The following is a 20,587-nucleotide window of genomic DNA, read 5'->3' as shown; positions in this document are numbered from 1 at the left end:
AGAATGACCATGCCGCCAAACGCCGCCGTCGTCATCGGTGTGGGCGGGGTGGGGCTCTCGATCGCGCGGCGCGTCGGCCCGGGCACCCAATGCGTGCTCGCTAATCTCGACAAGACGATGCTCGACGCAGCAGCCCGCAGCATCGAGGAACTCGTTACCAGCGGCGGCCCGCACGTAGTTGCCGGCGACGACGACGGCTCCCCTGTTGTTCTGGCCACGCCCGGGAGTCTCACCACGGCGTTGGCCGCCGCCGACAACCACCTGCTCAGCATCGCCGACCGGTGGGTCGAACTGCGAGACGAGGAAGGCGAAACCATTGACGGCGAACTGGCACAGGAGATTGTCAGAGCGGTGGCTGCCCTAGCTGTCGGCGCGGTACGAACAGGAAAGTCCCTCTCCTGCTGGATCTGTTGACCTCTGGGGCTGGGGCCGCGCGGGCGCGAAAGTGTCGGTGGGCGTTGCTGTCTCGGCACTGTTCTGGAGGGTGTGCCTACGGGCGAGGGTCGGGCGCCGGAGCTCCGGCCAGGTGGTACGCGTCGCGTACGCCCTGGTAGACGATGCGATCAAGATGTATACGCGTGATGTATACACCATGGTGTACAGTGCTTCGCATGTCGATTGGACAAGCCTTCCTGGGGCTGCTGGAGTCCAGCCCCAGGCATGGATACGACCTCAAGCGCGCCTACGACGAGCGGTTCGGCCGGACCCGGCCGCTGCCCTACGGGCAGGTCTACGCGACCCTGTCCCGGCTGCTGAAGAACGGCCTCGTCGAGGTGGACGGCGTCGAGCCGGGCGAAGGGCCGGAACGCAAGCGATACGCGATTACCTCCGCCGGCGTCACCGACGTCGGCCGCTGGCTGTCCCAGCCGGAGAAGCCCGAGCCCTACCTGCAGAGCGTCCTGTACACCAAGGTGGTGCTGGCGCTGCTCACCGACCGGCCCGCCGCCGACCTGCTCGACACCCAGACCGCCGAGCACCTGCGGCTGATGCGCGAGCTGACCCGGCGCAAGGCCGAGGGTGACCTCGCCGAGCAGCTGATCTGCGACCACGCCCTGTTCCACCTGGAGGCCGACCTGCGCTGGCTGGAGCTGACCGCGGCCCGGCTGGACGAGCTGGCGCGGGAGGTGCGCTCCCATGGCTGAGCTGCTGGTCGCCGCCGACCTGCGCAAGGCGTTCGGCGCGACGCCGGCGCTCGACGGCGCCTCGATCAGCGTCGACGCCGGCGAGGTCGTGGCCGTGATGGGCCCGTCCGGCTCGGGCAAGTCGACGCTGCTGCACTGCCTGGCCGGCATCACGCACCCCGACTCCGGCCAGGTGCGCTACGAGGGGCGCGAGCTCACCGCCATGCCAGACCGCGAGCGAAGCGCGCTGCGGCGCGGAAAGTTCGGCTTCGTGTTCCAGTTCGGCCAGCTCGTACCGGAGCTGACCTGCCTGGAAAACGTGGCCCTGCCGCTGCGGATGGAGCGGGTACGCCGCCGTGCGGCCGAGCGCCGTGCCGCGGAGTGGCTGGAGCGGTTGGAGGTGACCGACGTCGCCGGCAAGCGGCCCGGCGAGGTCTCCGGCGGTCAGGGCCAGCGGGTGGCGGTGGCGCGGGCGCTGGTCAGCAACCCACGGGTGATCTTCGCGGACGAGCCGACCGGCGCGCTTGACTCGCTCAACGGCGAGCGGGTGATGCGCCTGCTGACCCAGGCCGCCCGGGAGTCGCACGCCGCGGTGGTGCTGGTGACGCACGAGGCACGCGTCGCGGCGTACTCGGACCGGGAGGTCGTGGTCCGTGACGGCCGCGTCCGTGACCTGACGGGCACCCGTCATGGGTGATCTTCTGCTGGGCACGCGGATGGCGATCGCCGGCGGACGCGACGGATGGACCCGCGCCCTGCTGGCGGCGGTCGCCATGGGCATCGGGGTGGCCGCGCTGCTGATCGCGGCCGCCGTGCCCGGCGCGCTCGATGCCCGCCAGGACCGCCTCGATGCCCGCCGTACGGCGTCCATCGCCAATGTCCCCGCCGCGGACAACACGCTGCTGGCGGCGGCGCTGTTCGACGCGGCGTTCCGTGACCAGGCGGTGTACGCGATGCTGCTGCGTCCGGAGGGGCCGCGGGCGCCGCTTCCACCCGGCGTCACCCGGCTGCCCCAACCCGGTGAGGTGGTCGTCTCTCCCGCGCTGCGTGACCTGCTGGCGTCGAAGGACGGCCACCTGTTCGCGCCTCGGCTGGGCGGCGCCCGGGTCATCGGCACCATCGGCCCCGCCGGTCTGGCCGGTCCGCGGGAGCTGGCGTACTACCTCGGCACCGACCAGCTACAGCCCGACCACGACCAACGCATCACCGCGTTCGGCGACGTCAGCACCGCCGAGTTCAGCCCGGTCCTCGCGCTGCTCATCGTGGTCATCTCGGTCGTACTGCTGCTGCCCATCGCGGTGCTCATCGGCGCGGCCGTGCGGTTCGGCGGCGAGCGACGCGACCGGCGCCTGGCCGCCCTGCGGCTGGTCGGCGCCGACCAGCGGATGACGCGCCGCGTCGCCGCCGGCGAGGCGCTCGCCACCGCGCTGCTGTCCCTCGTGGCGGGCGCGGCCTTCTTCCTTCTCGGCCGGCACGTGGTGCCGCTGTTCACCCTCTGGGACATCAGCCTGAACGCGGGCGACCTGCGGCCCAGCCCGCTGCTCGCCCTCGCGGTGGCGCTGGCGGTGCCGGCGCTGGCGGTGGTGGTCACCATGGTGGCGATGCGGGGTGTGGTGATCGAGCCGCTCGGCGTGACCCGCCGCGCCGGCGCCACCCGCCGCCGGTTGTGGTGGCGGCTGATCCTGCCGCTGCTCGGCCTCGCCGTGCTCTACCCGCTCTTCGGCGACGTCCGCTCCAGCACCGTCGACAACCGGTACCAGATCGCGGCCGGCGCGATCCTGCTGCTGTTCGGCGCGGTGGCGTTGCTGCCCTGGGTCATCGACCTGGTCGTACGCCGCATCCGGGGCGGGGCGGTGCCCTGGCAGCTGGCCATCCGCCGGCTCCAGCAGGACAGCGCCACCTCCGCCCGGATGGTCAACGGAGTCGCGGTGGCCGTCGCCGGCACGATCGGGCTCCAGATGCTCTTCGCGGGCGTGGAGGGCGACTTCCGCACCGAGACCGGCGCCGACACCTCGCGGGCGGACATCATCGTGCGAAGTGGAAGTGTCGACGGGCGGGAGCTCCCGCAGCGGCTGCGCGCCGTGCCCGGCATCGCCGCGGTGAACAGCATCCTCGGGACGACCGGCGCCCTGGCCGATCAGCCGGACCGGTTCACCTTCCTCTTCGTGGCCGACTGCGCCGGGCTGGCCGAGGCTCTCGTGCTGGAACGCTGCGCGGACGGCGACGTGTTCGTGGCCAAGCCCGGCGCTGGCGCCCACGGTGAGTTCTACGTCGCCGCCCCGGGTGACCGGCTCCTGCTCGGCACCGACAAGCAGTTGGCGTGGACGGTGCCGGCCAGTGCCCGCGAGGTGTCCAGCCGCCGGGACCCTGGTGGCTTCGACCGCGGCATGGGCCTGTTCGTCACCCCGGGTGCGGTCGACATGTCGCGGTTCGGCCCGCTGGAGGCATGGGCGTGGCTGCGCACCGACCCTGGCGACCGCGACGCGCTCGAACGGGTACGGAACGCGGCCGCGACCGTCGACCAAAGGGCCTTCGTCGATCGCCTGAGCCGCGTCGACGAGGCCAACCGGTTCGTCAACGTGCGGCGCGCGCTCTACATCGGCGCCGTGGTCACGCTGCTGCTGGTCGGCGCGAGCCTGCTCGTCGGCCTGCTGGAGCACCTGCGGGAGCGGCGCCGGCTGCTGGCGATCCTGGTCGCGATGGGCACCCGGCGCGGCACGCTGATGTGGTCGGTGGTGTGGCAGACGGTCGTGCCGGTGGTGCTGGGGCTGGCCCTGGCGGTCGGCTTCGGACTGGCGCTCGGCGCGGTCCTGCTGCGCCTGGTGACCGTGCCGATCTCGGTCAGCTGGCCGGTGGTCGGGCTCTCGGTGGCGCTGGCCGCCGCGGTGATGGCCCTGGTCACGCTGCTCAGCCTCCCCCCGCTCTGGCGCCTGACCCGCCCGGACGGCTTACGCACCGAGTAACGGCGTGAGCCGGTAACACCATGGGAATGTCAGCGGACACGGCATCAACCTTCTCGAAGTTGCCGGCCTCTACGTGTTCGCCACGTCGGGCGCCCTGATGGCCATCCACAAGGGTTTCGACGTCGTCGGAATCGTGGTCCTGGCCATGCTGACGGCGCTCGGCGGCGGCATCCTGCGTGACCTGATCATCGGCGACACGCCGCCGGCCGCGTTCACGAACGCCAACTACCTGATCATCCCGCTGATCGCCGTGGTGGTGACGTTCTTCGTCCACCCCGTCGTGCAGCGGCTGGCCTTCACGGTGCTCGTCTTCGACGCCGCCGGGCTCGGCCTGTTCTGCGTAGGAAGCGGAGTTCCGGTATAGGGATTTGTCACTCCAAGACAACCCCAAGAACCAGGAACTCCGCTTGGCCGATCAGATTGCCATAATCCGTACGGTGACAGTAGCCGCGGGTGTTCGCGCCGGGTCATCTGGGCGAGTTGACCCAACTCATACCGTTCGAGATGGTCGATAGGGTTCCTCGCCGCGACCCGCCGGGTCCAGCAGCGGGTCCGGCTGCCGCCGGCTCGGGTAGTGGTGTACCTGATACTGGCCGGCTGCCAACGCTCGTAGCGGGGCGGGTCCGAGTCGCCGCCCACTCCGGCCACCGGGTGTCGCTTACCACGGCGGCAGCACCGCAGCGACCGCATGAGCTGTCGCCATCCCCGCCCCGGACGGCACGGCTGCGCCATTGTTCGTCGGTCCGGTCCGTGAACCCGCGTCGTCCTGCCGGCGCTGCGGCCGGGCCGCGCGGGCGGCCGCGAAACTGAGGGCGGGTCCGCTCAGCGGGTGGTGGGTCGTGGCATGATCGCGGTGAGCCATGCGGTGCCGGCCACGAGGTGCATCAGCGCGAGGGTGACGGCGGTGGCGGTGTCTTCGGCGACGGTGAAGGGCATCGCCGCGGTGAGAAGGGCGAAGGCGGCTCCTGCCCACGCGAACCAGCGGCGCGCGGCCGGGTAGCGGCGTGCCAGGAGTACGACGAGGGCGCTTGCGGCGAGCATCGGCATGGCGGTGGACAGTGCTACCGCTGCCGCGTTGAGGTCGTAGGGTGCGTCGATCTCCAGGGATGCCCCGGCGGCGGATCCCGCCCACAGGATGAGGAGATTGACGACCACTGCCGCGGCGGTCGCCGCGCCGATCCGGACGAGCTCTGACGCCGTACCGCGCTGGGTGTGGACGGCGGTCTGCTGGCTGCTGCTCATGATCGGAGCCTTTCGCTGGTGACGTAGGTTCGATGCCGGCTGGCTGCTGCTTAGGCGAAGGTCCCGGACAGGGCTTGGTCGACCTGGCGGGGATCGTGCAGTTGGAGGGTGCGGTTGTGCACGCCCGTCCCGTTCGCGGCGAGCGCGGCGAGGTAGTCGCCGACCTGCTCGCCGGTCAGCGGGGAGCCGGGGCGGGTGCCGCGCGGGCCGAGGAAGGCTTTCATCACGACGTCGTTGACCCGGGGTCGTCCGGCGGTCTCGGCCGCGATGGCCTCGATGAGCTTGTTCTGCGCTGCTGCGGCGACCGCGATCGCGCCGATGCCGGGTGGTGGTGGGCTGATGAAGCCGGCCGGGCCGTTGATCGTCGTGTAGGAGCCGGCGGTGGCGATCAGTGGCAGGAGCGCCTCGGCCGCGAGGTAGTGCGGGTACAGCCTGGTCTCGATCACGTGCTTGAAGTCCGCGAAGCCGGCCTGGAGCATCGAGGCGGTCTGGTGCCAGCTCGCCGGGGCGGCCGCGACCGCGTACAGCTCGCCGGTCAGCTCCCCCACCCGTGCCTGGATCCGGGCGGCGCCGTCGGCGGTGCCGATGTCGCCGAGGACCGGCACGAGGCGCTGCGCCGCCGCGGGACCGAGGCGTGATCGCAACCGGTCCAGGTTCGCCTGGGACCGCGACGGGACGAGGACGCGGGCGCCGGCCCGTAGGAAGCCGTCCACCAGGAAGTAGCCGACGTTGCCGGTGCCGCCCACCACCAGCGTGTCGTGTGCCTTGAGCTCGGTGCCGTTGAGAGTGGTCATGGTGCTCCCTTGCAGATGCCCATCGAAACTTCGTGCCGCGAATTAATTTACTTCGCGGCGCGAAGTTGTGCAAGGTAAGATCGTCAGATCACACCGACGAGGGGATGGAACCGTGGCGGACAACCGGGGCATCTCCGCGGCGCTCGTACGACTGTCGTTCCTGGTGCAGCGCCTCTACGCGCAGGTATGCGGCCGGCACGACCTCAGCCCGGCGCAGGCCCAGCTGATGTGCGTCATCAAGGACCAGCCGCGTGGCATGACCGAGCTCACCCACATGCTCGGCCTGGAGCGGCCCGGACTCACCGGCCTGGTCGACCGCATCGAACGACGCGGGCTGCTGCGCCGCGAGACGACCCGGCACGACCGGCGTGCGGTGATGGTCGCCCTCACCCCGCGCGGCAAAGAGATCACCGAGGCGTTCTTCGCCGAAGTGACCGACAACCTCCAGCGTGTCGTCGCACACCTGCCCGCCGACGACCAGCGACAGTTCGAGGACACCGCCTTCAGCATCATCCTGACCGAACACGTGCCGGCCATCTTCGGCGACCCCGAGGCTCCCGCGGCCGACCCGACACGGCAGGAATCTCAGTAGCGCGGCGCTGCTGCCGAGCGGCGTGACATGTCTGACGTCCTGGCCGCTCCGGTCAGGCTGCCGGGACGATGACGGCCCGGATTGCGGGTCCGGCCAGGCGAAGGATGTCGTCGAGGTCCACGTCGGCGACGTACGGCATCTTCAGCAGGTAGCGCTGGGCGGCAATGCCCATCATCATGGCGCCGGACAGGGCGGCGCGCAGGTGGGCGTCGGGATCGTCGAGGGTGGCGGCGACCGGGTCGACGATCTCGGCGGTGATGTGGTGCCGTAGGAGCTCGGCGGCCTCTTCGCTGGTCATGCTGGCGCGCAGGAGCACCGCCATGGGGCTGTTGGGGTCGGCGGCCCAGCTGGTCAGCATGCCGTGCATGAGGTTGTGCACGGTCTGGACGGGGTCGTCGGTGGTCATTTCCTCGATGGGGATGTGCCAGTGCACGGCCGCGCGGAAGAGTTCCTGCTTGCTGCCGAAATACTGCAGGATCGACGACTTGTCGACCTCGGCCGCGGCGGCGATGGCGCGAATGGTGGCGCGCTCGTAGCCGAACTCGGCGAACAGCCGTCGGGCGGTTTCCAAGATGCGCCGGCGGGTGCGTTCGCCCTTGCGCTCGCCTTGCGGCGGCGGTTCGCCGTCGGCGACCGGCGCCGGCGTAGCGGCCCGGGTCATGTCTGCACCTCCGTACGTCGGCAGTCCGATCGTACCGAGTCGATCCCCGGTAACCCCTGGTGAGGGGCGCTGGTGACCACCGACACCGACCCTTCCAAAAAAGTAGACAGTTGTTGAGATATTGTCGGAGACCCCCGGCCCTGTCGAAAATTTGGAGATCGGATGTCGACAGACTCGCAAGCTGCGCGCCTGGACTCGCCAGGTGCCCCCGCGCCCACCATCCGGCCCTCGGCCCATCCCGCGCTCGCGCTGACCGTCATCGCGGCCGCGCAGCTGATGGTGGTGTTGGACGGCACGATCACGAACATCGCGCTGCCGAGCATCCAGAAGGACCTCGAGGTGTCGGCCTCGGGCCTGTCGTGGGTCGTCAACTCCTACGTGCTGGCCTTCGGCGGGTTGCTGCTGCTGGGCGGCCGGGCGGGCGACCTCTATGGCCGGCGGCGGATGTTCCGCCTCGGCTTGGTGGTGTTCATCGCCGCCTCGCTGCTCGGCGGCTTGGCCCCGAACACCGAACTGCTCATCTCCGCCCGGGTGCTGCAGGGCCTCGGTGCGGCCGTCATCGCCCCCACGGCGCTGTCCCTGATCGCCACCACGTTCGCCGAGGGGCCGCCGCGGAACCGGGCGATGGGCGTCTACGCCGCGATGGCCGGGCTCGGCTCGACGGTCGGGCTGCTATTGGGTGGGGTGCTCACCGATTATCTGAGCTGGCGCTGGGTGATGTTCGTCAACGTGCCGATCGGCCTGGCTGTGCTTCTCGGTACCCGGCTGCTGGCCAGCGGCGAGAAGGTGCACGGCGAGCTGGACGTGCGTGGCGCGATCACCGGCACCGGCGGCCTGACCGCCCTGGTCTACGCCATCACCCAGGGCGGCGCCCGCGGCTGGGACGACAAGGTCACACTCGGCATGTTCGCCATCGCGGCCATTCTGCTGGTGACGTTCCTGCGGATCCAGACCCGTACCCGGCGCCCGCTGCTACCCCTGCGGCTACTGCGCAACCGTAACCGGGCCGGTTCGTACGCCACCATGCTGTTCATCGGCGCGGCCATGTTCGCCACGTTCTACTTCCTGTCGCTCTACATGCAGCAGGTCAAGGGCTACAGCCCGGTCCGCGCAGGCTTCGCTTACCTGCCGTTCAGCCTGGGCATGGGCCTGGCGGCCGGTCTCGGCTCCCGGCTCGTCGGCCGTTTCCCGCCCCGGCTGCTGGCCGGCCCCGGCCTTATCGCCGCCGCCGGCATGGTCTGGTTCAGCCTGCTCGAACCGACATCGTCCTACGCGACGCACTTGATGCCGGCCATGTTCGTCACCGCCCTCGGCCTTGGCGCGAGCTTCCTGCCGATGACCCTCGGCGCGGTCGCCGGCGTCGAACGCAACGACACCGGCATCGCCTCCGCGATCCTCAACACCGCACAGCAGATCGGCGGCGCCGTCGGCCTGGCCGTCCTGGCCACCGTGTCCACCAGCGCCGCCGACGACAAGCTCTCGCGCGCCGACGCCGCATTCTTCCAAGGCATCGCCACCGGCGACATGTCCCTCGTCCAGCGGGCCGCCGACGCGCTCACCCACGGCTACACCGTCGCGTTCACCGCGGCCGCCGGGTTCCTGCTGGTCGCCCTGATCATCACCGTCACCGCGATCAACGCCGCCCGCCAGCAGCAGACCGATGACCCGGCGCCGGTACACCTAGCCTGACCGTTCGTCCAGGACTCAGTCGTCCGGCGCCATGAGGGCGGCGCGCCGGGCCAGGGTTGCGGCGATGCCCGCCGCGGCAACACGGACCGAGGCCGCGTGCTGTCGAGGATGGAATCGGGTCGCCGGCCCGGTCACGCTGACGGCCGCAACGACCGCGTCGCTACCGTCCACAATGGGCGCTCCAACGCAGACGATGCCGACAGCGGACTCCTCGAACTCGAATGCCACGCCCTCCTTGAGGATCTTGTCGAGTTGCTGTTCCAGGACGCGCGGCGCGGTGATGGTACGTGGTGCGAGCCTCGTCAGCGGCCCGCTGAGCACCTGGGCTCGTACCTCGTCGGGAGCGTGTGCCAGAAGGGCCTTACCGATCGCCGTCGCGTGCAGGGGCATCCGTCCACCCAACCGGGATGGCGCCTTGGCCTGGCGGTGGCCGCCCAGCTTGGCGACGTACACCACCTGGACGACTGGCGCCTACGCCCCCGGATTGCGGAACGTTGGCTGCGGACTGGCCCGGTTCCGCACAGACGAGCACCCCAGGAGCACCCCGGGTCCACATAGGACCACACAGCACATCGAAGTTCGTAGATAGATGTAGCTAGGTGGGCCAAAAAGATCGGTGCACTTCTATGCTCCAGCGGCTGAGCTGAGGACTTTTAATCCTCATTAGGCACCTTTGTCCGTACTACTGAACGTAAGGCATATTCGTCCGAAGTCTTGCCCGCAAATCCAAGCAGAGGTCGCGGCGTACCAGCAGGTCAGCACGGTCGTCACGCGCTGTAGTCGCCTGGTCGGCGGTCGCTCGTGGTCGAAATCCAGAACCCAGCGGTGGAATCCGTCTAGGGTCGCTTGCATCCGAGCACCCACGGAGCACCCACAACCCCCAACGTCTTGTCGGCACCGCCGGAGACGACGATGGTCCGCCCGTCCATCTGTCCCACCGCCGCCGACCAAACCTCGTCGATGTGGCCGGTGTATGGGTCACCGACCGGGGCGCCGGTCGCCGCGTCCCACACCCGCACCGTCTTGTCGGCACCGCCGGAGACGACGATCGTGCGCCCGTCCATCACCGCGACAGCGGAGCACCAACCCGCACCGTCCATGCTCACTCCAGCGCCGCCGTCATGCTCATCGCGAACGCGCAACAGCATGACGAGGGCCGAACCGAACTGGTCGAGTTGCCTCACCCTGAAGCGGGAACGGGGCGAAGGGGTTCGGGATGACCTGGGTGGCGTGCCGTAAGGCAAGGGCCGCCGGGTCATCTCGCCCGTTCGTCCGGGCTGAGAATGTCGGCGGCCCTGCTGTCACCCGGGCTAGCGATCGTGCGATGGCGTTTGCCCAGGCAGGGTTCCTATTAGGCTAGGGGGATCGTCCGAACCAGACGGGGCCCTTGTTGGGCATCGGTTTGGGTCGATCCTCGGACACGTACCAAAACCCCACAGGAATCCGGGTCAGGGCTTGCCTCGACTCGGATTTCGTTGTTTCCGGGGTGGTAGGTGAGTGTGAGCCGGAGCTGCCGGTAGACCTCGCCCTTGGTTTCGGCTTCTGCCCGCCTGATCATGTCGCGGACCCGGTCGAACGTCCGTGTTAGCCGTTCGATGTCTGTTTCGCTGAGTCGGGTGATCTTGGTCGTTTCGACTTTGGGTGCCGGTCTGCGGGCGAGGGCCGCGGCGCGCTCGGCGTTGACCTCGGCGATCCATCCGGCGATGGTCGCGGGGTCGCCGCCGGCCTCTGCGATGGCGCGGTAGCGGGCGAGTTTCTCGTCGCAGGCCGCGATGACCGCCGCTGTGTCGTCCTCGACGGGCTTGACCTGTACGGCTTGCCGGGGTTGCGCCGTGTGGAGTTCGCGGACGGTGTCGGCGACGCGTTGTGGTGCGAAGGCTTGCGCGAGCCATTCGTCGAGCAGCGGTAGGAGGTCTTGTTCGCGCAGGTACACGTTGCGGGGATGCTGGACGTGGTTGGCCAACGCGTACTCGGCGGGGTAGCGGCAGCGGTAGTAGGCGGCGTCGTGGCTGTACTGGCCTTGCATCTTCCGGCCGCACAGACCGCACAGGAGGAGGCCGCGCAGCGTGTAGGCACGCCGTACGCGTACGCGTTGGCGGGTCTTGCGGTCGCGTCCGTGCTGCGTGGCGATCCGCCGGGCTGCCTCGAAGTCCTCGACGGTGACCAGTGGCTCGTGGACGACAGTGTCCGACCAGACCCAGGTGTCGGCGTCGTTCCATCGCATTCGGGTCTCGTAACCGAGGGCGACGTCGTCGACGTCGAGGAGGACTTCGTCCTTGCGTTGCTTGTTCCATACCTGCCGGCCCGTGTAGCGGGGGTTGGCGAGGATGGCTTTGATCGCGCTCTTGGCCCAGCCTTCACCGGTTCGGTGGCGGTTGCGCCCGGGATCTGCGGCGGATGGTGACGAGATGCCATCGCGGGTGAGCCGTTCGGCGATGGTGAAGATGCCCAACCCGGACAGGTACAGCGCGAAGATCCGCTTGACGACGGGACCGGTCGCGGGGTCGGGTTCGAGTTTGTGGAGGCGCTTGCCGTCGGCGGCCTTGGCCGGGTTGGGGTGCGGTCCGGCGTCGGTGAGGCGGTAGCCGTAGGGTGGCCTGCCGCCGAGGAAGCGCCCCTCGATCTTCGCCTGAGCCGCCATCGCGGTACGGACGCGGATCTTGACACGGGACCGTTCGCCCTTGGACATCCCGCCGAACACGCTCATGATCAGGTCATGGGCTTCGGAGTCGGGGTCGATCGGTCCACCAACTTCGGGTACCCAGAGTTGGACGCCGTAGTGGGTGAAGACGGGCATAGTCAGCCCGTACTGGTTGCCGTAGAAGGCTCGTTGCGGCTCGCCGATGACCACGGCGTCGAAGCCTCGGTTGGGGTCGGCCAGCGCGTCGAGCAGAGCCGAGGCTCGTGGGCGGCGTTTCCACGGCAGCGACCTGGACATGCCGATGTCGAAGAACTGCGCGACGATCAACCCGCCGCGCGGCTCGATGAGCGCGTTGGCGCGGGTGATCTGCCAGTTCTTCGATGCTTCGGGATCCTGGTTGTCTTCGGTGGAGACGCGGCCGTAGAAGGCGAATCTGAGGTTGGGCGGGTCGAAGGCCAGCTTGGCTACGTCACGCTGAAGCCGTGGAACGTCGATCGTCATCGCGTGCTGGATCCCTTCCCGGGTGAAGGCGCCGGCATGACACGGGTGTGGATCATCGGGACGCCGACGGGCCGGCCACCGTCCCTGTGTCCGGGCCGGCCCGTGCGACGTCCATCAGATCCAGACATACCGGGGTGAAGCGATCAAGACCGAACGCCGGGTCGGCCTGTGCTGGCCGCGACCTCTGCGCGGCTACGTTGGGCGGGCGACTCCGATCGAGAAGCTGTCAGAGTCGATACGCCCTGGCCGGCAGTCAGCTGTCCTTGACCAGATCCCGGCGGTCCGAGGACAACAGCAGCCCGAGTAGCGCTCGGGAAGCGCCCGGAGTGAGAACCGGCGCATCGGTGTCGAACTTGATCGTCAACGTGGACGGGACTTTGCGGTCCGGCTCGACGGATGGCGTGCACGACATCGGCGCGTTCGGCGTCGAGGGCTCGGTCATTGCGAAGCCCCGGTCGCGGTGCGGATTCGGCTACTGAGTTCGACAAGGCAGATCGACGCCGAGACGATCAACCCGTCCACGGTGAATGGGATCAGGAAGGGACTGGCCCCGATCTCCCCGTATCTGCGGACGACCTCGACCATGTGGCCGTAGGACACCCATGCGGCGATGGCAGCGATAGCGGCGGTGGCTACCATCCGCAGCGCGGCGAGCGACCTGCGGTGCACTGGCACGCGGGAGATCAGCTCGATCGCGGCCAGCAGCGCTAGCGGCGGCCAAGCTGCGATGGCCTGGCTGATCAGGTTGTCCTGGGCATGCAGGATGTTCGCTGCCGTGGAGGACGCGACGGCAAGAGACAGCGTGGCCCGTACTGCCCAGCGGACGCGGGTGAGCTGTGACAAGGTCTCGGCCGGAGCGGCGGGTACCGAGTTTGGCCGCGAAGGAGGTTGTGGCTGCGGCATCGCCGCCGGTTCGACGTGATCGTCGATGCCATTGGCAAGATCGGCAGGTTCGGCACGCTGCTCGGCAAGCTCGGCACGTACTTCCGCGATCCGATCGCGGCCCCACCGGTCACTGAGCCCGAATGCTGCGCCGAGTTGCTGATCGGTGAGCGGTTCGGCTGCGGCAAGGCTCTCGCGGTACATGACACGTGCTGCTTCACGACGAGCGGGCACCGGCAAGGCCCTGCGTGTCACGGATTCCTGGGCCTCCGGTACGGCCGCCGGAACCGGCGTGAAGCTGGAGCTGGTGGTCGTTGGGTGAGTCTGCGGCATGGGCTGTTGGCCGTATCCCGCTTGAAGGCGCTGACATTAAGGGAAGTCAAAACGAGGGGCCGGATTGGAACTCGCCGGGGCCGCTCGTGCTCCGCAATGGTCACTTCGCCAACGTTGAACAAGATCGAGATGGGGTTGAACACGCAGGTCACAGGGGTGTACGCGCTCTCGGTAGATCTGGCATCAAGCGAATGGCGTAGATCTTGACGTTCGTCAGGTTGAACACGAGCATCTGCGTACGTGGAGGGGTGAACGCCTCGACAGGCGGGTTGAACACGATGCCGCAGATCAACCTCGGTGGGTTTTCCAATTCGGTCCTCGAATTTGACTTCCCTTGATGAGGGACTCGTTCACCATGCAGGGTTGCCGACCGAACCCGCCGACGGCGCTGACACCCGTCCGCCCAGGCCATGCTCGATCTCCAGTGAGGAGGACGGCCCCGTCGGTCGGCACCGAGATCACTGCTGGTTCCTCCGTACGTACCCGGGCTGGTGCCATCGCCGCAAGGCTCCTTGCGGAACGTATTGCCCTGACACGAGGCTGACGTGGGCCGCGGCTCTTGACCGTACGAAACGAGGACGAGACGGACCCAGCGCGTTGAGGCGCCCTCCAGCCCGGGCCCAAGCCGCCGGTCGGTGGCTGCGCCGGCGAGGGTCCCGCAGGCCCAGGGCTCTGTCACCTTCACCGGTCTCTATGAACGCTCGGGGCGCGTGTTCTAACGAGCCACCTAACGAGTGTTCTAACGAGATTTCTAACGGCGACGAAAATGCGGGTCAGCTAGCGCCCTTGAATATGGCCTATCTGCTGGTCGGTGCCATGGAGGAGGACTGCCGGACCGGAGCCGACTGATAGTTCCTATCACGCGTGGTGGCCAGCCAGATTTGCTCAGTTCGGTGGCGTGGCCACCGAACTGAGCCCGCACGCTTCGCGTGGCAAGCGCACCGCGTGACCTTCTGACCAGGGCCCAAACGTTTGCCCCCTTGGTCGTGCCCGATACCCACACAGCCGCGGCCGCGATGCGCTGAGAGTCGTGAATCGACACCGAGAAAGAGTCTTGAAAACCGGCGTTGACAAACCCCTGGTGCAGAGCGTCCATGGACGTGGGGCCGAAATAGCGGCCACCGGGACCGGAATCACAATGCGCGTCCTGCGCACTTTTCGGACCGGATTTCCTGCCATTTCCTTCGGGAGGTAATTCGCCATGACCACGACCAGCCGCCGCACCCGCAAGCCCGCCGCCGCGACCGAGCCCGCCGTCGCCCTGGACACCACCGCTGACCCGACCCCGGCCGAGGCGGCCACCACCGCAACCCCGGAGGCCGACACGCCTACGAACATTGACGTGACCCCGGCCGCCGCGCCCGTGTCCGCCGTGCCGGTGTCAGGTGCCCCGACCTCCGGTACACCGGCGACGAGCGCCGACTACATGAAGGTCGTCATGGTGGCCGGTGTACTCGGTGACCACCCGAGGGCGTGTCCGCCGCGACCGTGGTGGACGAGTCCGGGCTGCGTGCCGCCATCGTCGGTCGGGTGCTCGGTGCGATGGAAGCTGCCGATGCCGCCGTGCGTATGCCGCCTGTCGAGGGCGACGAAACGGGAGTGGAGGTGTGGCTGCGTGGCGAGGCGGATCTGTCCGCCGTGGACCTGTCCGTTGCGGCGGTGCGTGAGGTGTGCCCAACATGCCAGCGTCCGATGCCGCGCCGTACCGGGGTCAACACCCGCCGCACCGTGTCCACCGCGCTCGGCACCAACGGCGACGGTTCCCCGACCCTCGGCAAAGGCCAACTCGCGGACCTGGTCCGCGACTTCCTCAACGCGCACCCCGGGCACGAGTTCAACGCGGGCACCATCGCCAGGGAACTGAGCCGCTCGTCCGGCGCTGTGGGCAACGCCCTGGCCAAATTGGTCGTCAACGGTGGAGCCGTGCTGACCAACGATGCACCGATGCGCTACACCGCCCCCGCCAACAAGGCGACGGCCCCGGGCGATGCCGCTGCCGCTGCGGAGTAACGAAACGGATGCACGGGGCCGGGAACGATTCCCGGCCCCGTCGCTGCGTGATCGCATTCCCTAGTGCGACACGGGGCGTGTCACGGCCGTGGCAGTCCGACCGGTAAGCGTCGCGGTGCCGGACGGGCCGCTGTGACGGGCGGCACCGCTTCCGTCCGCGTTCCATCGCCGCCCTGCCGAAGGGCTGACGGGCGCCAGGCACCGGGGTGGCTGTCGCTAATCATCATCTCGTTCGCCGGAAACGGGGCTACGCAGGTGGGATAGTGATCATCCGTCTTCATTCGGTTCTCACTATTTGTGATCTTGCCTTGCAAGGTGGCCGATTTGTGTCGGGTTTCCGCAGCGGCGGGGGTGATGGGTGACATCACGGTCGGGGTGGGGTGGGATGTGTCGGTGGTTGCTCCGGTGCGGGTGTTTGTCTCGTATGCGCAGGACGATGCTGATCATGTGGAGTTGGTGCGCCAGTTCTGGCTGTTCCTTCGGCGGAACGGTATCGACGCGCGGTTGGATCTTCCTGCGGCGTCGGTACGGCGTGATTGGTCGGCGTGGATGGAAGATCAGATCGATCGCGCGGATTTTGTGGTGGTGGTGGCGTCGCTCGCGTATCGGCGGCGGGCGGGTGCCCAGGCTGCCGCTGATGATGGTCGCGGTGTTCAGTACGAGGCTGGTTTGTTGCGGGATCGGTTGATGGCCGATCGGCCGGTGTGGGAGCGCAAGGTCATGCCGGTGGTCCTGCCGGGCCGGAGCGTGGACGAGATCCCGTTGTTCTTGCAGCCGTACGCGGCGAGTCGTTTTCCGGTGACCGAGTTGACGGTGGCGGGCGCGGAGTCGTTGTTGCGGGTGTTGACCGGGCAGCCGTTGGACGAGACGCCGCCGGTGGGTCCGGTTCCGGTACTTGGCCGGCGGACCGCGGCGGCCGATGGCGGGTTCTCGTTGGTGGGGGTGCGGCAGGCGGTGAGCGTGCGGGTCGATGTTTCCGCGGCCGGGCTGTCGACCGTGGTGGAGTTGGCCGGGGCCGTGCTGGGTGAGCGAACCGCGCCGGTGCCGCCCAGGTTGGACGGGGTGTGGGATGAACTCGGCTCGGATCCGCAGGCAGCAGAGGCTCGGTTGGCTGAGGCCGGGCGCAGGCTGTGGGAGGCGATGTTTGAGCCGGATGCCGGGCGGGAGTTGGTGCGGCTGATTGATCATTCGGCGTGGGGCACGGTGGTGGACGTCGAGGTGGTGTGCGGCGAAGGCGCGTTGTGGCTGCCGTTGGAGTTGTTGCGGTTGCCGGATGGGCGGGCGTTGGTGACTTGCCCGACGGTGCGGGTGTCCCGCCGGATCGAGGGCATCGATCGGGCTGCTACCGGTTCGCTGGCGGGGCCGTTGAAGGTGTTGGCGGCGGTCGCCGCGCCGGAGCAGACGAGTACGCCGAGTCCGCCGTTGGATGTTGAGGCGGAGATGCAGGCCATCTTGGAGGCGCTGACGCCGTTGGAGCGGCGCCGGGATGCGCAGGTGAAGATTCTGGAGGTTGGTGGGCTGGGGCAGGTCCGGGCGGCGTTGGCGGCGGACCAGTATCACGTGTTGCATCTGTCGGCGCACGGCACTGCCAGCACGGTGGAGTTGGAGGACGAGGACGGCAACGCCCACCTGGTGCCGGCTGAAGAGTTGGTGGCGGCGTTGAAGTCGGCGGGTCGGCCGTTGCCGTTGATCGTGTTGTCGACCTGTTCGGGTGCAGGTGCTGGGCTGCACGGGTTGGCGGCCCGGTTGGTGCGGGAGGGCGCGGACCGGGTGGTAGCGATGCAGGCGGCGGTGTCTGACCGGTACGCCACCGACCTGGCCGGGGTGTTCTATCAGGTGCTGGCCGGCGACCCGGACAGCGGCGTGGGCGCCGCGTTGGCGCGGGCGCGGCGCGAGGTTGAGGAGCGACGCCTGACCGCGATCACGGCCGGCCAGCCTGCGGGGCGCCCGGAGTACGGGGTGCCCACCTTGATCGCCGCCGCAGGTGATCCACCCTTGCGGACCTCGTCGCTGCCGCCGCAGCCGCTGTCCCAACCGACCCTGCCCCCGGGCGGGCGCAGCGTGCGGGAGTTGCCGGTCGGCTATTTGATCGGTCGGCGGGCGCCGTTGCGGACCGGGTTGGGGGTGCTGCGCGGCACCCGCAAGGCGGTGGATGCGTACGGTGCTGCGGGTGGGGTGGTGTTGACCGGGATCGGCGGGATCGGCAAGACCGCGGTGGCCGGGCGGATCGTGCACCGGCTACGCGAGGACGGCTGGCTGAGCGTGGTGCACGACGGTGTGTGGAGCCCACCGCAATTGTTCTCCGGCGTCGCCGAAGCGCTCCAGGCTACGGACGCGCCCCAGTACGCCCAGGCGTTGAACGACGTCGAGGTCGACGACACCGCCAAGCTCGGCCTAGTCGGGCGGATGCTGGCCCAGACCAAGCTGCTGTTGCTGTTCGATGACTTCGAGCAGAACCTGACCAGCGGCGGCGAGGAGTGGATCGATCCGGGCTTCGCGGACACGTTCACTTGGCTGGCTCAGGTGGCGCAGACCGGCAAGCTGCTGGTGACGTGCCGCTATCCGCTGCCCGGCGAGCCGGACCTGGTCGGAGTGGATCTGCCGCCGTTGAGCCCGGCTGAGTTGCGGCGCATGTTGCTGCGCATGCCCCAGCTACGCGACCTCAACGTCGAGGATCGGGCCACGATCATCGCGACGATAGGCGGGCACCCGCGGCTGATCGAGTTCGTGGACGCGTTGCTGCGTCACGGCCGCGGCAGCCTGCGCGAGGTCACCGCGAAGCTGCGGCACCTGGCCGCCGTTGAAGGCATCGACCGCAACGCCCCGACCGTGCCCGACGCTGTGGACCGTGCGGTGTTGCTCGGCAGCCGGGACATCGTCCTGACCGAACTGCTGGACCTGCTCACCGACCAGCAGCGGGAAGTGTTGCTGCAGGCAAGCGTGTCCACCATCTCGCTCAGCCTCGACGACCTGGCGGTCGCCGTCCACGGCGAGGAACCCGACGCGGCGCAACATCAGCGGGTGGCTGCCGACGTGCAACGCCTGCTCGCCCTCACCCTGCTCTCACCAGCCCCGAAACAGCAGGTCACGGTGCACGCCTGGGTCGCCGACGCGCTGCAGCCCTACCACGGCGACGGCTTGACCGAACGGCACGACCGCGCCTTCACCATGCGCTATGAGCGGATCCGTAGCGGCCGGTGGCAGTTCGAGGACCTCACCGAGGCATGCAGGCACCTGGCCGCCAACCGTCGATACGACGACCTCACTAGCCTCGCGCTGGCCGCCGCCGATTCGGGCATCGGAATGCTGGCGACGGCCGCGCTGCTCGGACAGGTGGCACCAACAGTCCCGACCGGCCACCCCAACTATCTGGCCATAGTCGACCGGGAAGCGCAGGCGCTGCTCAACACCGGCAACATCGACGCCGCCATTACTCGCTACCGGTCGGCCCTCCAACTTGTCGAAGAACGCGTCCAGGCCGATCCCGGCAACGCCCAAGCCCAACGCGACCTGGGCATCTCCTACGAACGGCTCGGGGACCTGAGCCAGGCCGTCGGGGACACCGAGCAGGCCGAACGGTTCTACCGGGACAGCCTGGCCATCCGCGAACGGTTTGCGCAGGCCGATCCCGGCAACGCCGAAGCTCAACGCGACCTGGGCATCTCCTACGAACGGCTCGGGCTCCTGAGCCAGGCCGTCGGGGACACTGAGCAGGCCGAACGGTTCTACCGGGACAGCCTGGCCATCCGCGAACGGTTTGCGCAGGCCGATCCCGGCAACGCCGAAGCTCAACGCGACCTGGGCATCTCCTACGAACGGCTCGGGGACCTGAGCCAGGCCGTCGGGGACACCGAGCAGGCCGAACGGTTCTACCGCGACGGCCTGGCCATCCGCGAACGGTTGGCGCAGGCCGATCCCGGCAACGCGCAAGCTCAACGCGACCTGAGCATCTCCTACGAACGGCTCGGGAACCTGAGCCAGGCCGTCGGGGACACCAAGCAGGCCGAACGGTTCCACCGGGACAGCCTGGCCATCGCGCAGCGGTTGGCGCAGGCCGATCCCGGCAACGCCGAAGCCCAACGCGACCTGAGCATCGCCTACAACAAGCTCGGGGACCTGAGCCGGGCCGTCGGGGACACCGAACAGGCCGAACGGTTCTACCGGGACAGCCTGGCCATCCGCGAACGGTTGGCGCAGGCCGATCCCGGCAACGCCGAAGCTCAACGCGACCTGGGCATCTCCTACGAACGGCTCGGGAACCTGAGCCAGGCCGTCGGGGACACCAAGCAGGCCGAACGGTTCCACCGCGACAGCCTGGCCATCCGCGAACGGTTGGCGCAGGCCGATCCCGGCAACGCCGAAGCCCAACGCGACCTGAGCGTCTCCTACAACAAGCTCGGGGACCTGAGCCAGGCCGTCGGGGACACCGAGCAAGCCGAACGGTTCTACCGCGACGATCTGGCCATCGCGCAGCGGTTGGCGCAGGCCGATCCCGGCAACGCCCAAGCCCAACGCGACCTGAGCGTCTCCTACAACAAGCTCGGGGACCTGAGCCAGGCCGTCGGGGACACCGAGCAAGCCGAACAGTTCTACCGCGACAGCCTGGCCATCGCGCAGCGGTTGGCGCAGGCCGATCCCGGCAACGCCCAAGCCCAACGCGACCTGAGCATCTCCTACAACAATCTCGGGGACCTGAGCCAGGCCGTCGGGGACACCGAACAGGCCGAACGGTTCCACCGGGACAGCTTGGCCATCGCGCAGCGGTTGGCGCAGGCCGATCCCGGCAACGCCGAAGCCCAACGCGACCTGAGCATCCTCCGACAGCGTCTTGAAACCCCTACCACGTAGAGCACAACCGAACTTGTGAACCATGCGCAGACAGCATGCAACTCATCCTGGCGACCCACGATCGACATACCCGCGCGCGGCAGGTGGAAGCCGCAGCACCGTGGTGTGGCATCGACGGAGGGCTTGGCACATCCCACCCGAATGCACGATCGAGCGGTGAGCCACCTACTCAGCGGACGCCCTTTGTGCCCGATAAGCAGGTTTCGGCAGGTCGACTGCGGCCTCGATGACCAGCACAGATGGGATCGACGATCTTGACGATCCTTGGATAGTCCCTGGACGAGCAGGTTACAACCAAGACCGATTTCCG

17 protein-coding genes and 2 pseudogenes are annotated in these 20,587 nt (G+C 68.7%); 11 read left to right on the top strand and 8 right to left on the bottom strand.

Annotated features, from left to right (window positions below; genetic code table 11):
* Nucleotides 1-3 precede the first annotated feature (3 nt).
* From Prum_RS05720 to Prum_RS54935, 6 genes and pseudogenes are all read left to right on the top strand, one after another.
* On the top strand, nucleotides 4-414 hold the full coding sequence (locus Prum_RS05720; protein ID WP_173074580.1) for a hypothetical protein: 411 nt from the start codon (nucleotides 4-6) through the stop codon (nucleotides 412-414).
* Between the two features lie 197 nt (nucleotides 415-611).
* A complete protein-coding gene (locus Prum_RS05715) occupies nucleotides 612-1,142 on the top strand; it encodes a PadR family transcriptional regulator (RefSeq protein ID WP_173074579.1) in 531 nt (176 codons plus the stop codon).
* Nucleotides 1,135-1,818: an ABC transporter ATP-binding protein gene (locus Prum_RS05710; protein ID WP_173074577.1), complete on the top strand. Its 684-nt coding sequence runs from the start codon at nucleotides 1,135-1,137 to the stop codon at nucleotides 1,816-1,818. Before Prum_RS05715 ends, Prum_RS05710 begins: the two co-directional genes overlap by 8 nt.
* A complete protein-coding gene (locus Prum_RS05705; RefSeq protein ID WP_173074575.1) occupies nucleotides 1,811-4,084 on the top strand; it encodes an FtsX-like permease family protein in 2,274 nt (757 codons plus the stop codon). Before Prum_RS05710 ends, Prum_RS05705 begins: the two co-directional genes overlap by 8 nt.
* Nucleotides 4,085-4,127: 43 nt before the next feature.
* Nucleotides 4,128-4,448 (top strand): trimeric intracellular cation channel family protein, encoded by a 321-nt coding sequence (locus Prum_RS05700; RefSeq protein ID WP_173083440.1) that lies wholly within the window; start codon nucleotides 4,128-4,130, stop codon nucleotides 4,446-4,448.
* Between the two features lie 89 nt (nucleotides 4,449-4,537).
* Nucleotides 4,538-4,679: pseudogene (locus Prum_RS54935) on the top strand (transposase domain-containing protein); the annotation flags it as partial.
* Nucleotides 4,680-4,906: 227 nt separating this feature from the next.
* Here the strand turns inward: Prum_RS54935 and Prum_RS05695 are convergent.
* A complete protein-coding gene (locus Prum_RS05695) occupies nucleotides 4,907-5,326 on the bottom strand; it encodes a DUF6069 family protein (RefSeq protein WP_173074573.1) in 420 nt (139 codons plus the stop codon).
* A gap of 50 nt (nucleotides 5,327-5,376) precedes the next feature.
* Nucleotides 5,377-6,120 (bottom strand): SDR family NAD(P)-dependent oxidoreductase, encoded by a 744-nt coding sequence (locus Prum_RS05690; RefSeq protein ID WP_173074571.1) that lies wholly within the window; start codon nucleotides 6,118-6,120, stop codon nucleotides 5,377-5,379.
* Between the two features lie 112 nt (nucleotides 6,121-6,232).
* Between Prum_RS05690 and Prum_RS05685 the strand changes: the two genes are divergently transcribed.
* Nucleotides 6,233-6,712, top strand: a complete 480-nt coding sequence (locus Prum_RS05685) for a MarR family winged helix-turn-helix transcriptional regulator (RefSeq protein ID WP_173074570.1) — start codon at nucleotides 6,233-6,235, stop codon at nucleotides 6,710-6,712.
* 52 nt (nucleotides 6,713-6,764) lie between these two features.
* On the opposite strand, the gene Prum_RS05680 is transcribed toward Prum_RS05685, so the two are convergent.
* Complete coding sequence (locus Prum_RS05680; RefSeq protein ID WP_173074568.1) at nucleotides 6,765-7,373, bottom strand: TetR/AcrR family transcriptional regulator; 609 nt, start codon at nucleotides 7,371-7,373, stop codon at nucleotides 6,765-6,767.
* 162 nt (nucleotides 7,374-7,535) lie between these two features.
* Here Prum_RS05680 and Prum_RS05675 point away from each other — a divergent pair, with 162 nt between their 5' ends.
* Nucleotides 7,536-9,062 carry an MFS transporter gene (locus Prum_RS05675; protein ID WP_173074566.1) on the top strand — a complete coding sequence of 509 codons (1,527 nt, stop codon included), beginning with the start codon at nucleotides 7,536-7,538 and terminating at the stop codon, nucleotides 9,060-9,062.
* Nucleotides 9,063-9,077: 15 nt separating this feature from the next.
* On the opposite strand, the gene Prum_RS05670 is transcribed toward Prum_RS05675, so the two are convergent.
* The 5 genes from Prum_RS05670 to Prum_RS05650 all read right to left on the bottom strand — a co-directional run bounded on the left by Prum_RS05670 (nucleotide 9,078) and on the right by Prum_RS05650 (nucleotide 13,290).
* Nucleotides 9,078-9,518 carry an IclR family transcriptional regulator gene (locus Prum_RS05670; RefSeq protein ID WP_218577080.1) on the bottom strand — a complete coding sequence of 147 codons (441 nt, stop codon included), beginning with the start codon at nucleotides 9,516-9,518 and terminating at the stop codon, nucleotides 9,078-9,080.
* 380 nt (nucleotides 9,519-9,898) lie between these two features.
* Complete coding sequence (locus Prum_RS48780) at nucleotides 9,899-10,162, bottom strand: WD40 repeat domain-containing protein (protein WP_178132638.1); 264 nt, start codon at nucleotides 10,160-10,162, stop codon at nucleotides 9,899-9,901.
* Nucleotides 10,163-10,413: 251 nt separating this feature from the next.
* Nucleotides 10,414-12,204, bottom strand: coding sequence for a recombinase family protein (locus tag Prum_RS05660; protein ID WP_173074562.1), 1,791 nt, complete (start codon nucleotides 12,202-12,204; stop codon nucleotides 10,414-10,416).
* 253 nt (nucleotides 12,205-12,457) lie between these two features.
* Nucleotides 12,458-12,646: a hypothetical protein gene (locus Prum_RS05655; protein WP_173074560.1), complete on the bottom strand. Its 189-nt coding sequence runs from the start codon at nucleotides 12,644-12,646 to the stop codon at nucleotides 12,458-12,460.
* Nucleotides 12,643-13,290 (bottom strand): DUF2637 domain-containing protein, encoded by a 648-nt coding sequence (locus Prum_RS05650; protein WP_246277672.1) that lies wholly within the window; start codon nucleotides 13,288-13,290, stop codon nucleotides 12,643-12,645. The genes Prum_RS05655 and Prum_RS05650 overlap by 4 nt, the downstream gene beginning before the upstream one ends.
* 1,602 nt (nucleotides 13,291-14,892) lie before the next feature.
* Between Prum_RS05650 and Prum_RS05645 the strand changes: the two genes are divergently transcribed.
* The 3 genes and pseudogenes from Prum_RS05645 to Prum_RS05640 all read left to right on the top strand — a co-directional run bounded on the left by Prum_RS05645 (nucleotide 14,893) and on the right by Prum_RS05640 (nucleotide 20,277).
* Nucleotides 14,893-15,429 carry a hypothetical protein gene (locus Prum_RS05645; protein ID WP_173074558.1) on the top strand — a complete coding sequence of 179 codons (537 nt, stop codon included), beginning with the start codon at nucleotides 14,893-14,895 and terminating at the stop codon, nucleotides 15,427-15,429.
* Between the two features lie 354 nt (nucleotides 15,430-15,783).
* Nucleotides 15,784-16,095, top strand: a pseudogene (locus tag Prum_RS54930) (toll/interleukin-1 receptor domain-containing protein); the annotation flags it as partial.
* Nucleotides 16,096-16,116: 21 nt separating this feature from the next.
* On the top strand, nucleotides 16,117-20,277 hold the full coding sequence (locus Prum_RS05640; protein WP_246277671.1) for a tetratricopeptide repeat protein: 4,161 nt from the start codon (nucleotides 16,117-16,119) through the stop codon (nucleotides 20,275-20,277).
* Nucleotides 20,278-20,587: the final 310 nt, after the last annotated feature.

The sequence above is a fragment of the Phytohabitans rumicis genome (assembly GCF_011764445.1).
Taxonomy (GTDB): Bacteria; Actinomycetota; Actinomycetes; order Mycobacteriales; family Micromonosporaceae; genus Phytohabitans; species Phytohabitans rumicis.
This window is presented reverse-complemented; position numbering and strand designations above follow the sequence as displayed.

Bases quoted from the DNA above. Each gene is read 5' to 3' on its own strand.
- Prum_RS05720 (WP_173074580.1), top strand. From the start codon at position 4: ATGACCATGCCGCCAAACGCCGCCGTCGTCATCGGTGTGGGCGGGGTG.
- Prum_RS05715 (WP_173074579.1), top strand. From the start codon at position 612: ATGTCGATTGGACAAGCCTTCCTGGGGCTGCTGGAGTCCAGCCCCAGG.
- Prum_RS05710 (WP_173074577.1), top strand. From the start codon at position 1,135: ATGGCTGAGCTGCTGGTCGCCGCCGACCTGCGCAAGGCGTTCGGCGCG.
- Prum_RS05705 (WP_173074575.1), top strand. From the start codon at position 1,811: ATGGGTGATCTTCTGCTGGGCACGCGGATGGCGATCGCCGGCGGACGC.
- Prum_RS05695 (WP_173074573.1), bottom strand. From the start codon at position 5,326: ATGAGCAGCAGCCAGCAGACCGCCGTCCACACCCAGCGCGGTACGGCG.
- Prum_RS05690 (WP_173074571.1), bottom strand. From the start codon at position 6,120: ATGACCACTCTCAACGGCACCGAGCTCAAGGCACACGACACGCTGGTG.
- Prum_RS05680 (WP_173074568.1), bottom strand. From the start codon at position 7,373: ATGACCCGGGCCGCTACGCCGGCGCCGGTCGCCGACGGCGAACCGCCG.
- Prum_RS05675 (WP_173074566.1), top strand. From the start codon at position 7,536: ATGTCGACAGACTCGCAAGCTGCGCGCCTGGACTCGCCAGGTGCCCCC.
- Prum_RS48780 (WP_178132638.1), bottom strand. From the start codon at position 10,162: ATGGACGGTGCGGGTTGGTGCTCCGCTGTCGCGGTGATGGACGGGCGC.
- Prum_RS05660 (WP_173074562.1), bottom strand. From the start codon at position 12,204: ATGACGATCGACGTTCCACGGCTTCAGCGTGACGTAGCCAAGCTGGCC.
- Prum_RS05655 (WP_173074560.1), bottom strand. From the start codon at position 12,646: ATGACCGAGCCCTCGACGCCGAACGCGCCGATGTCGTGCACGCCATCC.
- Prum_RS05650 (WP_246277672.1), bottom strand. From the start codon at position 13,290: ATGTACCGCGAGAGCCTTGCCGCAGCCGAACCGCTCACCGATCAGCAA.
- Prum_RS05640 (WP_246277671.1), top strand. From the start codon at position 16,117: ATGGCCGATCGGCCGGTGTGGGAGCGCAAGGTCATGCCGGTGGTCCTG.